Raw genomic sequence first — 13,342 nt, forward strand, 5'->3', positions numbered from 1 at the left:
AGAGGGAGCAATACTCCTTCCAATTGAAATTATTGAAAGCTATATATAGCAAGTGCTTCCAGAGAAGTGGCACTTTTTTACACGGATCTCGGCTCAATCCCTAGTAGGTGCGCGATCGCAGCATCATACACCCCACTCAGGTAAATGCCAATGTTTTCGCCAAGGTCAGAGCTATGTCAGCTCCGACAATATAAGTGCTATTGCCTAGCAGTAGAGCGTTTGACTTGCGACTTATCTGGCGGCATTAGCGACTGCCAACGGATCGATCGGACTCTGGGTCGTAGGCTGCACGTTGCTCAAACGGAATCGCTTGGGCAACTTCCTGTGGCATCGTCCAAATCTGCATCTGGATGCCAATCGCCTTCAGGGTACTCATCGCCACTCGATCGAGATCGGCATTAGCAACGGCGCAGGGAGCAAGTACAATGCTTCTATCGTACCGTTGCTAGTCTCGGTTCGCGTTTGGCTTTCTGCTATTGTTTGCGCCAATAGTTTGCACTCATAAAGTGATGCCATTGCCCGTCATCACCCAACACGTGCGAGGTCATGACTCGGCGATCGTCGCTCTCGAACTCGATCGCGTCCTTGTACTTCGCCATCTTTCCCTCGCCAGTCATCGCAGGTCCCTCAGAATCGAGCGTCAACATCTTTTCAGCCACGTCCAATTCGCCACTGTCGTACACCCAGAGATGTGTCATCATCGACCCGATCCACGTCCCCACGTACCGCTGCTTCTGCGGGTCGTAGCCGAGAGTCATCAGAGTGGTAGCGCGACCGCAGCCAGGCATCTCGCCCTGTGCTTCGGCTAGAATCCACAGTCCACCAAGCGATCGCACGCTCTCAGTTCCCGTCGATCTTTCGGCAGGTCGATCCGCTCCCATCTTGACTTCAATCTCATACGTCCACTCACCAACGAGTTTTTGCAGCCACTGATGTTCCTTCTGTGGTTCGGTATTCATTGTTAAGTCCTGTTGTGTCTTGGTTGTCTCCATTGTTTTAGCTCCTTTTGATGAATTCTTCAGGAATGCGATCGCGCCAAATGATGGAAATTCAAAGCCTGCAATAGTACATAAATACTATCATCTTTACTCTGCGGCGCTTGGCTCCATATAGACAATTTCCCAAATGTGACCATCTAGATCCTGAAATCCATGTGCGTACATGAAGCCGTGGTCTTGGGGTTCGTTGTAGGTTGTGCCACCAGCCGCGATCGCCTTACGAACCATTTCATCGACTGCTTCTCGACTCTGGGCAGATAAGCACACCAGCACTTCGGTGCTTTTCGTGGCATCACAGATTTCTTTGGGAGTAAACGACTTGAACTTTTCATGGGTCAAGAGCATTACGAAGATATTCTCCGAGACAATCATGCAAGTGGCAGTTTCATCGGTGAATTGAGGATTGAACTGGAAGCCGAGTTGAGTGAAGAACTGAATCGATTGCTTGAGGTTTTTGACGGGTAGGTTGACGAAAATTTGAGTACTCATGGTTTCTGCTTGTAAGATTTGTTACAGATGAAAGCTCAGCGAAAAGGCACTGAGGTTTGAGTTTAAGGAAGATAACAAAAGATCAAGTCGCCTGCTCGCAGTTAATCATCCACGGCGTACCGAACCGATCAACCAACATACCAAAACGGGCAGACCAAAAGGTTTGTTCGAGCGGCATTTTCACCTTGCCATTTTTTGCCAGTGCGTGAAAAATTCGTTCTGCCTCAGCTAGTTCGGCAACGCTAATCTGCACGTAGAAGCCTTGGGGTGCTTCAAAATACCCAGACGGACTATCAGACCCCATCAAAAGGCGATCGCCCAAATCGAGGCAAGCGTGCATAATTTTGTCGTGCCATTTAGGGGAGACATGTTCTGCCGAGGGTGCCTCCCCGTGAGTCATCATCATGACAATTTTGCCGCCGAGACATTGCTCGTAGAACTTGAAAGCTGCTTCGCAATTGCCGTTGAACATGAGATAAGGATTGATTTTAATGGCGTGCTCCTTTTGTTAGTCCAGATCGAATCCGTTCGATGAACTGTCGTTACTTTTCTGGGCGAGTTTAGAGCGATCGCTTTGCAGCGTTCAATTGCGATTCCAAAACCGCCTCGACAAAATTTCTATGGGTTGAGGGTGAAGACTGCTTGAGAAGTCCCTGGATCAAATGGCACTGAGATGTGTTCGTGTAAAATCTGCCAGTCGCCCCGCTCTTTCTGGCAAACAGCGGTGGCGCGCATCCACGTTTGCATGGCGGATGGTCTTGTTCCCCCTGGAAGCGAAATAGCCAGTGAGCAACAGCCAAATCGTCGTTGACAGTGATGGTGAGATCTCGCGTTTCCATCTCGAAAGCGTCTGGAAAGTAAGGCAAACAGTCTTGCCACAATTGACGCACCGCGTCTTTACCTTTGGTTTGAAATGGCGGTTTGACATCAAAGAGAATCACCTCGTTGGCATAGCGAGACATAATTTGATCGACATCTTTGGCACAAATAGCACGTTGTTGGTCGGCGATCAGTTGGCGAATTTGAGCTTCATTGGTTGTAGGAGTATTTTCTGTTGCTGTTGTGGGATGAGAAACTGACATTTCTGGGAACCGAGCTACGACTTGCTGAATCTCTGCTGGGAAATCTTCAAATTCCTGCACTTGACGGATTTCGATCGTCTCGTTGTCTGAGGCTGGACAGCGAGAAGCCCATTCAATCGCTTCCTCTTTCGAGTTCGCTTGAATCATCCAGTAGCCACCCAGCACCTCTTTCACATCTGGGGAAATCCCTGGAGTCACTTTTGGATTTCCTCCACCGAATGTCACCCGCGCCCTCATTGAGGGTGGGTGAAGCCCGTCAACTGCAATCAGTACGCCAGCAGATGCCAGCGATTCGTTGTACTTCATCATTGCTTCCACCGCTCTGGCATCAGGGGTAGTTCCTGGAGCCGCACTCTCGTAGCCTTGGGGAATCATGAGTAACATAAATCGCATCGAAGTATCTCCTTGAGTTTTAAGTTTGTGGGGTCAAAGTTCTGGACAGTTGGAGCGAGACTATTGGCAAAACTGGGATGAGCCGAAACTAGCAGACACTAATCTGGTAAACCCGCAACTTCAATTACGGGGCGAATTTCCACAGTGCCGACTCGCGCACCTGGAATTTGAGCGGCGATCGCGATCGCTTCATCGAGATCTTGAGCATCGATCAGGAAAAACCCACCCAGTTGTTCGCGGGTTTCGGCGAAGGGTCCATCAGTTACTAGCGGCTTGCCGTCGCGGACTCGGACGCTGGTGGCTGTCGCCACAGGGTGGAGTGGGGCGGTGGCGAGATACTGCCCGTTCGAGTTGAGTTGTTGTGCGAGTTGTGCGGATTCTGCATAACATTGCTCCCGCTCGGTTTCGCTCAGGGCATCTTCTTTTAGGTAAATCAGCAGCACGTATTTCATCAGGTTGCCTCCGGTTTTCCCTTCATAAGTAAGTCGAACGGCGATCGCGCAAATCGACACCTTGCCAAAAATTTTTTATCATCAGATCCGAGCATTATTTATTTGCGTTTTTCCTTTTATAAGTAAGTCGAACGGCGATCGCGCAAATCGACACCTTAGTAAAAATTTTTTGGATCGGATATGACTCCAAACGCCAAGTCAGCAGATGTAACTCAAGCAATCGCCTCCGTTTATCGGGCTGAGTGGGGGCGGATCGTCGCCACGTTAATCCGACTAGTTGGTGATTTTGATATAGCTGAAGAAGCAGCACAGGAAGCATTTACAGCCGCCGTGAATCAGTGGCACTCTAGCGGTATTCCCGCTCTCCCCCGTGCCTGGATTATTAAAACAGCTCGATATAAAGCGATCGATCGCCTCCGCCGCCGAACGCGATTGACCGAGAAACTGGAATGGTACGCGGCATCTGGGTTGATTCCAACTAGCGAGGAGCCAACCTACGACAGCGATGAAATTCCAGACGATCGCCTCCGCCTCATCTTCACCTGCTGCCATCCAGCACTGGCGATTGAGGCTCAGGTGGCTCTGACACTACGAATGTTGGGTGGACTAGAAACAGACGAAATTGCCCGCGCCTTTCTCGTACCCACAGCAACGATGGCGCAACGGCTCGTGCGTGCCAAGCGCAAGATTCGGGATGCAGGGATTCCCTACAAGGTGCCAGACATCGGCGATCTATCCCCACGAATAGATGCGGTGCTGACGACGATTTATCTTATTTTTAATGAAGGCTATGCGGCAACCAAAGGCGAGGCAATGGTAAGGGCTGACCTCTGCACGGAAGCGATTCGGCTGGGGCAACTGGTACGGAAGTTGATGTTACCGCAACCACCTTCAGAAGTCACGGCACTGGTGGCGCTGATGTTGCTGCACGACTCTCGACGCGATGCTCGGTTGGACGAGGCAGGCGATCTAGTGCTACTCGAAGATCAGAACCGTCAACGCTGGGATCGACAACAGATTGCCCAGGCGTTGCCACTGGTGGAAGAGGCATTGCGCGGCGGCACGGGTGTGTTTGCGTTGCAAGCGGCGATCGCTGCACTCCACTGTCAAGCGGCACGAGCCGAAGAAACAGACTGGGTGCAGATCGTGCAACTCTATGAACTGTTAGAACGCTTGCAGCCTTCACCGATCGTGTCGCTGAATCGGGCAGTAGCGGTTGCGATGGTAGACGGACCTCAAGTGGCGATCGGACTGGTCGATGCGCTTGCCACCCAACTCGACGACTATCACCTGTTCCACGCCACCCGTGCCGAATCTGCTGCGACGTGTGGGAGCCTTAGAGTCAGCTGCTTTGAGCTACACGCGGGCATTGACACTGGTTACTAATGACAGCGAACGCCGTTTTCTGGAGCGTCGCCTGCACGAAGTCCAGCCCTAATAGTCTGTTGAGCAATTGCTCGTCGCGCATACGTGTTGGCTACAACGATCGAAAACTTGTCATTCACTACTCACGAGCGATCGCGTAGATTCATTACAGCTTTTTGAACCAAAATCATGACTAGGACGATGGAGGTGCAAACTGTGCAAATAACTCTGCCCCTGTCATATTCTTAGTTTCATTGGCAAAAGAGTAATAAGCTGGTTTTTCGTCGATAAAAACCTGATGCTCGAACATAAGTCCTTCATCATTATCAAAAATCCCCGCTGGTATATAGTATTGGGTATTCTGTTTCAATCTGTAAAATAAATGGCTACCGCACTGTTTACAAAACCCACGTTCCGCCCATTCTGAAGATTGATAAATTCCGATATTTTCTTCACCCTGAAAGCTGACATCGCTGCCACACTCAACTGCTAACAAAGCTCCTCCACCCCATTTACGACACATACTGCAATGACACGCTGCTATGTGACGATCGATGCTGGTTGCAGAAAGGCTTACTGCTCTGCATAAACAGCTACCTTTTGCAATACTTGAATTAGACATCTTCTGCTCTCCTGCAATTATGTGTTAACCCAACATAATTATTTATTCTGCTGGCTCTTTATACCGCGCCTTAAGTCAGATGACTGACACTAAACATTAATTAATCAAACCTGGTAATCGATCGCCGCTCGACCTTACATCTGCTGATGATGGCGATCGCTCATGCCACGATCGCTACTGCTAAAATATCTCCAAAACTCGGCACTGCTTAACCCTTCAGCCTTGGGTTTTGCTGTCTGATAATTTTAATGGCAGCACAAAACAATGTAAGATGACCCAATGCTGATGTTAATTCCTCCAGCTCATGGCTTATCAAATCTCTGCCACCAAGCTACAAACCTACCATCGCTGCCCGCAAGCATATCAGTTTAGATATGAGTTGGGGTTGAAATCTAATACTTTCTTTGGTTCGGCAGCACTGGGGACGGCACTGCATCAAGCTTTGGCTCAGGTATATCAGGACTGGTGTTACTCAGAACCATTGCCACCCTTGAGTTGGCTTCACCATTGTTGGGAGCAGCACTGCAACAATCTCAGTCCTATCCAGGTAGAAGAAGGCAAGCAGATTCTTCAAATCTACTACCAAAACTTCATTGCTACAGAGAAAGCGATTCACAAACCTTTAGCAGTGGAGGGTAAGATCCAGGCAGGCTTGCAGGTGGCGAATTTAGAGTTTGCGATCGCGGGACGTTACGACCGCATAGACTATGTGGATGGTGGCTTGGAGCTAGTCGATTACAAGTCTACAAAGGAAGTTAAGCTACCCAAAGAAGATGAAATCGATTTACAAATTGGTCTGTACTATCTTGCCTTAGAGCAGCGGTACCGTCAAAGCTTGCGGAAGTTGAGTTTGATTTACTTGCGGACGGGGGAGAAGGTTAGTTTCGATGCTACTCCAGAACACAAGGAACGGGTGGAGGATGTGATCGGAGAGCTAGCTTGGCAGTTGCGAACTGACTGTGAATGGGAACCGAAGGCAGGGGAGCAGTGCGAACGCTGCACCTATTCGCGCTATTGCTCCGCCGTGCAGGATTCTCCCGAGCCGTTACCGGATGATATTAGGAGTCATCAGCCTCAGTTACAACTAGTGCTGGCTCTTTAGCAGCTTGCTCGTTAGTGGTTAATAAAACTACAAACGATTGCAGTCAATCAGCCCGAAAGCTCATACGCGCCGCCGCGTTCTAGCGCCCGTTGGTAGGCTGGACGTGCATGAATGCGATCGAGAAAGCTCAGTAGTCTCGGACGACTCGCATCCAATCCTACTTGCGCCGCTAGTGCCTCCACGGGAAAGCTCATCTGAATATCGGCTGCGGTGAATTCCTCGCCCACAAACCACGTATTTTTCCTTAGTTCGCTTTCTATGTAGTCAAAGTGCAGCTGAATCTGGGGTGCAACGAATTCACGCACCGCGCCACTGTCCCCTAGCCCAAAATTGTCGAAGACAAGCTTCATCACTAACAATGGCATTGCCGAGCCTTCGGCGTAATGCAGCCAATACTTGTATCGCAACCGCTCTACCGTACCAGAGGCAGGAGCAAGCTTCGCTTCACGATAGCGTTCGACTAGGTACTCGATAATAGCGCCGGACTCCGCTAGGGTCAGCGCGTCATCGGTAATGACGGGAGACTTGCCAAGGGGATGCACCTCTCGCAGTGATGCTGGCGCAAGCATGGTTTTCGGGTCGCGCTCGTAGCGTTTGATTTCATAATTTAGTCCCAGTTCTTCGAGCAACCAGAGTATGCGTTGCGAACGGGAGTTGTTTAAATGATGGACGACAATCATTAGATAGTTTTCTTAGTTATGTACTCGTACATGATGAAATACTTAAACACTGCAATTTGCCCCTGCCGTTAGATACATTACTGTAAAACAACTCGGTTAACTCCTTTCAAACAAAAGCGCGATCGCATAATAGAATTATTCGGTGATTTTTGCTCTGCTTGCCTTAATTTTTCCTCGTTTACTTTTGCTATCAAGTCGCTTTTGCTCTTGACTGCGAGATGGTTTGCTTCTTTTGCGCCTTTTGGGTACGATAACAGCACTTTTAATCAGATGAATGCAATCGTTTCAGCGCTTCTTCACGGTTCTGCTCTTGAGTGCGGTATTCCTGCGCTTTAATTATCACTACCCCGTCTTGAGTAATGCGTCGATCGCTCGATTTCAATAGCCGCTGTTTATAAACATCAGGCAGTGAGGAATTTCCAATCTCAAAGCGCAAATGAATTGCCGTTGCCACTTTGTTGACATTTTGACCGCCTGCCCCTTGAGAGCGAACAGCGCTCATCTCAATCTCGCGAGCGGGAATGATGACTGTTTTAGAAATCTGAAGCATAGTTCTATATATAATAACTATTCAAGCGCGATCGCCCTGGCAAACGCAGTTTTACTACAAAACTTAGAACATAGAGTACGTAGCCGTCTTGCTGCTGAGTTAGAGCCTCAATGCGGATAAAAATTGGGAAGGCAAGTCATTGCAATTTGTCTCCCCTGAAGCAGCTACATTTCAACCAAGCTACAGCTGAATTTCCTGAGTTGTTGAGTCACAGGTGAATCTTGAATATTGCCCAAGTTAAATAGAAAAGGCACGCTGCTTTTTGAGTTGCTATCCATTACTAATACCTTCGGCATTTGTGCGCCGCCAGTTCGCCAAGCCTCAATCGCTTCTTTTTGTAAAACTAATTGTCCGCCCTGCGCTTTTAGAGTTTCGGCGAGGAGTCTCTGGGCTTCTGCCTTACCTTTGGCTCGGTTAATTTCTGCCTCGGCTTCTTGGGCTGCTTCTTGCGCCACATATGCTGCTCTTTGCGCTCTTTGTTCGGCAATTTGCTTTTCCTCTACCGCTTTAGTAAACTCTGGTGAGAAATCTAGATCGACCACACTAGTGTCAAGTACGATAATCCCATACTTAGCAAGGAGATCGCTTAATGCATCGTCAAAATCTTGCTTGAGTGCGGGACGCTGCGTGACTGCTTGTTCGACAGTTCTTCTCGCAGCAGCAATCTTGAATGATTCTTGCGTTTGCGGAGCAATAATTGTAGAAACGATGTTTGCAAGCGTCCCCTGTTTTCTGCGGATTTCCACTACTCGATCGGGAGCAAGGCGAAAGTTAATCGCAAATCTGGCAGATAAGTCTTGCAAATCTTTGGTTGAACTCTGGGCGGGGACTTCAAACTTCTGTACGGTTAAATCGTAGATGTCAACTTTGGCAACCAATGGCGGCTTGAGATGAACGCCTTCGTATAAAGCTCCTTCTCTTGCTTTACCCAAGATGCTTATAACTCCTGCTTGTCCTGGGCTGATAATCACAAAGGGGTTAGCTGCTAGTAGCAAAAAGATGACGGCAATCGCTACTCCCACTGGGACTTTCCACTTATTCAACCAATCTATTTCCATAAAAATTCTCTGAACAAATGTATACACTCATCCTAAACAGTTTGCCTTGAGCTTTCTCCATCCCGACCGCTCCATCACTATGTAGCCATTTCTACCAGCGATTCGGGTCTTCCCGCTCTAAGTTCTTCAACTCCATCTCCTTGCTTCACGATCGGCGCGGTTTTGTTTTGGGGGCAGTTCTTGTAGAAGCCGAGCGCCAAGAATACGACTTTTAAACTCACAGTAAATCTGGTAAATTCTTTATCAGTACAAGCGTTCGCCTCACGCCTATGTCCTATCGAATTCACGATCGGCGACCGCACTGTTCGGGAACTGCAACATTCCAAGTCAAGAGCAGAAGAAATTCAGGATGAATTAATGCCCGATGTAGATTTAGACGAATCTCAGCTAGAGTTATTTGCTCAGTACGTTACAGCACTTGAGGGTATTGGAGTTAACTTGCGCTCTGGAACGTTTGCGGGAAACTCTTAATGCTTATCCCGATAATATGAAAGCTGCCATTCAATCCGTGTTGGAGTATGCTCAGATTTTGAGACAGAAACATCAAGATTTTCAAGACCAATACCACGCCACGAACTGCTTGGCAAAAGCTTTGCAGGAGGGGTGGAAACCTCATTGAAGTTAGGTTAGATCTTACTGATAAGATTAGTAAAATAATGCTGAAAAACTGCGAATCTCGCTCAAACACTCGCAAGTTAATAGGGAAATAGTAGTTTATTTACAGAGATTGAGTGATGAACGAGCTGAAGCTAAGAATTCGAGAATTGTCTGCTACTGCTGCCTTCCTTAGCAAGCAGGCAATAGCAGCATTCAAACAAACGGATTTTGCACAAGAGAGGGTTTTCCGAAATAACGGAGATTACATTTACCAGTTAACTGAAACGGAAGGTAAGTATCAACTTCAACAGTTTTGCAGCACCGATCGAATTAAATCTAAGACGTTTGACGACCTGAAAATGAAAACCAATCGCGGGTTTGCTGCGATCGGATAACAAACAGGTCACTTTCTGTTAGGTCAGATCGCTTGACATGCAACTAATTGGTTGCATAATATGGGGAATATGGATGCAGTGTTTAAAGCCCTTGCCGATCCGAGTCGGAGAAAGTTGCTCGACCAGTTGTACGCCCATAATGGACAAACGTTAAATCAACTGTGCGAATACCTTGACATGACGCGGCAAGCCGTGACAAAACATCTGACGCTATTAGAGGCAGCAAATCTGGTGGTTGTCGTCTGGCACGGGCGAGAAAAACTGCATTACCTTAACCCAGTACCGATTCAGGAGATTTACGATCGCTGGTTGAGTAAATACGAACGCACACAACTAGACGCATTGAGTCAATTAAAGCGAAATCTCGAAGGGAACACCAAGGAGACTCAACATGGATAAACCCACCTTCGTTTACGTGACCTACATTGCTACCACGCTCGAACAACTGTGGTCAGCGATCGTCAGCGAACAATTCACCCAGCAGTATTGGGAAGGCGGGCAACTTCAGTCTGACTGGCAGGTGGGTTCATCCGTGCAGCAGATCGACAAAGATGGCGAGACTGAAAGCATAGGCGAAGTGTTGGAATCCCAGCCGCCATACCTGCTTTCCTATACCCTCACTTCGCCCAATCTAACTGAAGCTGTGCCGTCCCGCGTCCGCTTCAAGCTGGAGCAGTACGGGGCTAGAGTGAAGCTAACGTTGATTCACACTCAGCTCGATCTTCAAAGCTGCATGGTCATGAGCCGCAGATGGAAGAAGAGCGTGTCCTACCTCAAGCGCCTGCTGGAAATCGAAGATGTATTAGCGTTGGTGGCTTGAAACTAAATCGTTCATGGGTAGTGAGAGTTTTAATCGATTACTGATCGCCGATTACCGATTCCCCAACCCATCCACTTCACCCAGGAGAAACTGACATGATGATTCCTACCGTAATTGAACAATCGAGTCGGGGGGAAAGAGCCTTCGACATTTACTCTCGCTTGCTGCGAGAACGGATTATTTTCCTAGCAGAAGCAATCGACTCGGATACGGCTAACAGAATTGTAGCGCAAATGCTGTTTTTAGAAGCAGAAGACCCCCAAAAGGATATTTATCTGTACGTCAGTTCTCCTGGTGGTTCTGTGCTAGCAGGTTTGGGCATTTATGACACGATGAACCATATTCGCCCAGATGTTTGCACGATTTGCTATGGCATGGCAGCCAGTATGGGCGCGTTTTTGCTCGGTGCGGGTGCTAAAGGCAAGCGCAGCAGTTTGCCCAGTTCGCGGATTATGATTCACCAGCCTTCCGGTGGGGCGCAGGGGCAGGCGGTGGATATCGAGATTCAAGCCAAGGAAATTCTCTACTTGAGACGGCAGATTGATCGGCGGATGGCTGAATATACGGGAAAATCCCTGGAGCAAATTGAGCAAGACACCGACCGAGACTTCTTTATGTCGGCACGGGAGGCAGTGGAGTATGGCTTGGTCGATCGGGTGATCGAGTGCCCGACTCTGCCGATTCATCCCGAACTGATAGCGACAAGATAATGGATCATCAAATTGAGCATCAAATCATTGAGGCAGAAGAAAAGCTCAGGCTGGCAATGCTTCACTCCGACGTGAAAGCACTAGATGAACTGCTATCATCCAGATTAATTTTTACAGACCACAGAGGTCATTTGGTAGGCAAAGAGGAAGATCTAGCTGGTCACAAATCGGGCGCTCTGAAACTCAACTCGTTGTCAGCTTCCGAGCAGCAGATTTTATTAACAGGTGATGTGGCGATCGTCTCAGTAAAAATGCAATTATCGGGTAGTTACAATGGCACGCCCACAAATGGCATTTTTCGTTTTACCAGGGTTTGGTCCCAGTCTGGGGACGGAACTTGGCAGATTATCGCTGGGCATTCAGGTATAGTGTCCTAGCGCCGCGATCGCGCACGACGCTCTCTGGATCGTGAGCTATGTTCGATTGGTTAAGTTGGGTAGTGCAGAAATGACAAAATTTTGCATTTCATCAAGTCAGTTGATTACGATCTAGATAATTGGCATCAAGGTAATTGTGAGCGATCCTACTCCAAGCAATCTACCTCTAATCCTTCCCCATCCACCGATTCTGGCTAGTGACGGCGCTAATTGGAAAAACATTGGCTTTGCTCATTTTCGGCAACCACCCTGCGATCTACCAGACCGCGTGTCATCCCAGCACGTCATTTGTCTGAATGTCGGTCAGCCCGTGCAGTTGGAGCAAGCAGTTGGTGGACGATATCAGAAGGTAGAATCGGGATTTGGAGATGTGAAAATTTACCCAGCCTACCTGAGCCAACAGTTCCACTGGGACAAAGAAGCTGAGTTTTTCAATCTGTTTTTATCACCATCTTTTCTGGCTACTGTTGGTTATGACGTATTTGGCAGCGATCGCCTCGAACTGGTTCCACATTTGGCTACACTGTTCGACCCATTAGTTGGGCAGATTGGCTTTGCGCTCAAAACATCTTTAGAGATTGATGGGAAAAATAGCCATCTTTATGCCGACTCGCTAGCCCATGCACTTGTCGTTCATCTTTTGTCTAGATATTCCAGCAACTCGCGCCAGAGCGAACCGATCGCAGGTAGTGTTACACAACAGCAATGGCGACAAATTGTTGATTTCATTGAAGCGAACTTAGAGAAAAACATTAGCTTAACCCAGTTAGCAGAAATTGTGCGGTTAAGTCCGTATCATTTTGCTCATTTGTTCAAGAAGTCAACTCATACTTCACCTCATCAATATTTAATTCTTCGTCGGATTGAACGAGCCAAACAACTGATAGTTATGGGCAATTTATCGCTGGCGGCGATCGCTCAAACTGTCGGTTTTGCCAGCCAAGGACATTTCACTTACCATTTCAAACGCCTTGTCGGAGTTACGCCCAAAGTTTTTTGGCAGCAAGTGCAAGAACGTTGAAAACAATCGCAAGAACCTTGAAGAGAAGCAGTCAAGAATAGTCGGATACTGAATGCGTAAGTCGATAGCTTCTGACGAGAAAGGAGAATTTATGACACGGGAGAATGTAGAGAATGTTCGCCGTCTTTTCCAGGCTGTTGAAGAACGTGATATTGCTGGAGTTTTAGCAGCTTACGCGCCTAATATTGTCATCTGCGATGCAGAGTCACTACCCTATGGTGGCGTATATCGCGGTCTTGAAGGTGCAAAGCAACACATCGAAGGCGCTGCCCAAACCTGGAACCACCTTCAACCGTCAGCCCAGAGGAAAATGGATGCAGTTTTTTTAGATGCAGGAGATTATATCGTTGTCCTTTGGCGGTTGAAAGGGCTGGCAGCGAGTAGCGGCAGAAAGCTCGATTCGCCAACAGTGAGCGTCTATAAAATGCGCGATGGCAAAATCGTCGAATCACAGATGTTCTATGCCGATACAGTTGCGATTGGGCAATTTTTAGAAAGCGATCTGCACTTTGCACATTCAGCATCACCGACCTAATCTTCTCAATTCTTGCGAGTCGCGATCGCGTACTTGCTCAGGCGCAGCAGGTCTATTATGGAAGTCGTAGCTGATGAAGAAAAGACTAAGGGGTAA

Annotated in this window: 18 protein-coding genes and 4 pseudogenes; 10 read left to right on the top strand and 12 right to left on the bottom strand. The window is 48.1% G+C overall.

The annotated features are described in order from the left end of the window. Positions 1-244 precede the first annotated feature (244 nt). From H6G17_RS33640 to H6G17_RS26985, 7 genes and pseudogenes are all read right to left on the bottom strand, one after another. Positions 245-376: a hypothetical protein gene (locus H6G17_RS33640; protein ID WP_242038613.1), complete on the bottom strand. Its 132-nt coding sequence runs from the start codon at positions 374-376 to the stop codon at positions 245-247. 97 nt (positions 377-473) lie between these two features. Then, entirely contained in the window at positions 474-992 is a 519-nt protein-coding gene (locus H6G17_RS26965; protein ID WP_192161648.1) for a DUF1579 domain-containing protein, read from the bottom strand. Positions 993-1,085: 93 nt separating this feature from the next. Continuing rightward, on the bottom strand, positions 1,086-1,487 hold the full coding sequence (locus H6G17_RS26970) for a VOC family protein (protein WP_192161649.1): 402 nt from the start codon (positions 1,485-1,487) through the stop codon (positions 1,086-1,088). Positions 1,488-1,569: 82 nt separating this feature from the next. Continuing rightward, positions 1,570-1,980, bottom strand: coding sequence for a VOC family protein (locus H6G17_RS26975; protein WP_192161685.1), 411 nt, complete (start codon positions 1,978-1,980; stop codon positions 1,570-1,572). A 125-nt stretch (positions 1,981-2,105) separates the two neighbouring features. Then, a pseudogene (locus tag H6G17_RS34860) lies at positions 2,106-2,569 on the bottom strand (nuclear transport factor 2 family protein). A gap of 21 nt (positions 2,570-2,590) precedes the next feature. Further along, a pseudogene (locus H6G17_RS34865) lies at positions 2,591-2,962 on the bottom strand (YciI family protein); the annotation flags it as partial. 98 nt (positions 2,963-3,060) lie between these two features. Then, a complete protein-coding gene (locus H6G17_RS26985; RefSeq protein WP_192161650.1) occupies positions 3,061-3,414 on the bottom strand; it encodes a YciI family protein in 354 nt (117 codons plus the stop codon). A gap of 180 nt (positions 3,415-3,594) precedes the next feature. Between H6G17_RS26985 and H6G17_RS26990 the strand changes: the two are divergent. Continuing rightward, positions 3,595-4,852: pseudogene (locus tag H6G17_RS26990) on the top strand (RNA polymerase sigma factor). A gap of 120 nt (positions 4,853-4,972) precedes the next feature. Here the strand turns inward: H6G17_RS26990 and H6G17_RS26995 are convergent. After that, positions 4,973-5,401 (bottom strand): GFA family protein, encoded by a 429-nt coding sequence (locus tag H6G17_RS26995; protein ID WP_192161651.1) that lies wholly within the window; start codon positions 5,399-5,401, stop codon positions 4,973-4,975. Between the two features lie 304 nt (positions 5,402-5,705). Here H6G17_RS26995 and H6G17_RS27000 point away from each other — a divergent pair, with 304 nt between their 5' ends. After that, on the top strand, positions 5,706-6,503 hold the full coding sequence (locus tag H6G17_RS27000; RefSeq protein WP_192161652.1) for a PD-(D/E)XK nuclease family protein: 798 nt from the start codon (positions 5,706-5,708) through the stop codon (positions 6,501-6,503). A gap of 47 nt (positions 6,504-6,550) precedes the next feature. On the opposite strand, the gene H6G17_RS27005 is transcribed toward H6G17_RS27000, so the two are convergent. From H6G17_RS27005 to H6G17_RS27020, 4 genes and pseudogenes are all read right to left on the bottom strand, one after another. Then, positions 6,551-7,183 (bottom strand): glutathione S-transferase, encoded by a 633-nt coding sequence (locus H6G17_RS27005; protein ID WP_192161653.1) that lies wholly within the window; start codon positions 7,181-7,183, stop codon positions 6,551-6,553. A gap of 135 nt (positions 7,184-7,318) precedes the next feature. Then, positions 7,319-7,733 (bottom strand): annotated as a pseudogene (gene arfB, locus H6G17_RS27010) (alternative ribosome rescue aminoacyl-tRNA hydrolase ArfB). Between the two features lie 164 nt (positions 7,734-7,897). After that, positions 7,898-8,791 (bottom strand): prohibitin family protein, encoded by an 894-nt coding sequence (locus H6G17_RS27015; RefSeq protein WP_192161654.1) that lies wholly within the window; start codon positions 8,789-8,791, stop codon positions 7,898-7,900. 77 nt (positions 8,792-8,868) lie between these two features. Beyond that, on the bottom strand, positions 8,869-9,078 hold the full coding sequence (locus H6G17_RS27020; RefSeq protein WP_192161655.1) for a hypothetical protein: 210 nt from the start codon (positions 9,076-9,078) through the stop codon (positions 8,869-8,871). Positions 9,079-9,278: 200 nt separating this feature from the next. On the opposite strand from H6G17_RS27020, the gene H6G17_RS34300 reads away from it, so the two are divergent. From H6G17_RS34300 to H6G17_RS27060, 8 genes are all read left to right on the top strand, one after another. Next, complete coding sequence (locus tag H6G17_RS34300) at positions 9,279-9,410, top strand: hypothetical protein (RefSeq protein WP_277876093.1); 132 nt, start codon at positions 9,279-9,281, stop codon at positions 9,408-9,410. 115 nt (positions 9,411-9,525) lie between these two features. Beyond that, entirely contained in the window at positions 9,526-9,783 is a 258-nt protein-coding gene (locus tag H6G17_RS27030) for a hypothetical protein (protein ID WP_192161657.1), read from the top strand. 60 nt (positions 9,784-9,843) lie between these two features. Further along, positions 9,844-10,182, top strand: coding sequence for a helix-turn-helix domain-containing protein (locus tag H6G17_RS27035; protein ID WP_192161658.1), 339 nt, complete (start codon positions 9,844-9,846; stop codon positions 10,180-10,182). Continuing rightward, the gene (locus H6G17_RS27040) at positions 10,175-10,603 is read left to right on the top strand and encodes an SRPBCC domain-containing protein (protein ID WP_192161659.1); all 429 of its coding nucleotides are present in this window, start codon (positions 10,175-10,177) and stop codon (positions 10,601-10,603) included. The genes H6G17_RS27035 and H6G17_RS27040 overlap by 8 nt, the downstream gene beginning before the upstream one ends. A 98-nt stretch (positions 10,604-10,701) precedes the next feature. Then, positions 10,702-11,313: an ATP-dependent Clp endopeptidase proteolytic subunit ClpP gene (gene clpP, locus H6G17_RS27045; protein ID WP_192161686.1), complete on the top strand. Its 612-nt coding sequence runs from the start codon at positions 10,702-10,704 to the stop codon at positions 11,311-11,313. After that, positions 11,313-11,690, top strand: a complete 378-nt coding sequence (locus H6G17_RS27050; RefSeq protein ID WP_192161660.1) for a nuclear transport factor 2 family protein — start codon at positions 11,313-11,315, stop codon at positions 11,688-11,690. Before clpP ends, H6G17_RS27050 begins: the two co-directional genes overlap by 1 nt. 136 nt (positions 11,691-11,826) lie before the next feature. Then, a complete protein-coding gene (locus tag H6G17_RS27055; protein WP_192161661.1) occupies positions 11,827-12,711 on the top strand; it encodes a helix-turn-helix domain-containing protein in 885 nt (294 codons plus the stop codon). Between the two features lie 52 nt (positions 12,712-12,763). Continuing rightward, entirely contained in the window at positions 12,764-13,246 is a 483-nt protein-coding gene (locus H6G17_RS27060; protein WP_242038614.1) for a nuclear transport factor 2 family protein, read from the top strand. Positions 13,247-13,342 lie beyond the last annotated feature (96 nt).

Origin of the sequence: Chroococcidiopsis sp. [FACHB-1243], assembly GCF_014696895.1 — a bacterium.
GTDB lineage: Bacteria > Cyanobacteriota > Cyanobacteriia > Cyanobacteriales > Chroococcidiopsidaceae > Chroococcidiopsis.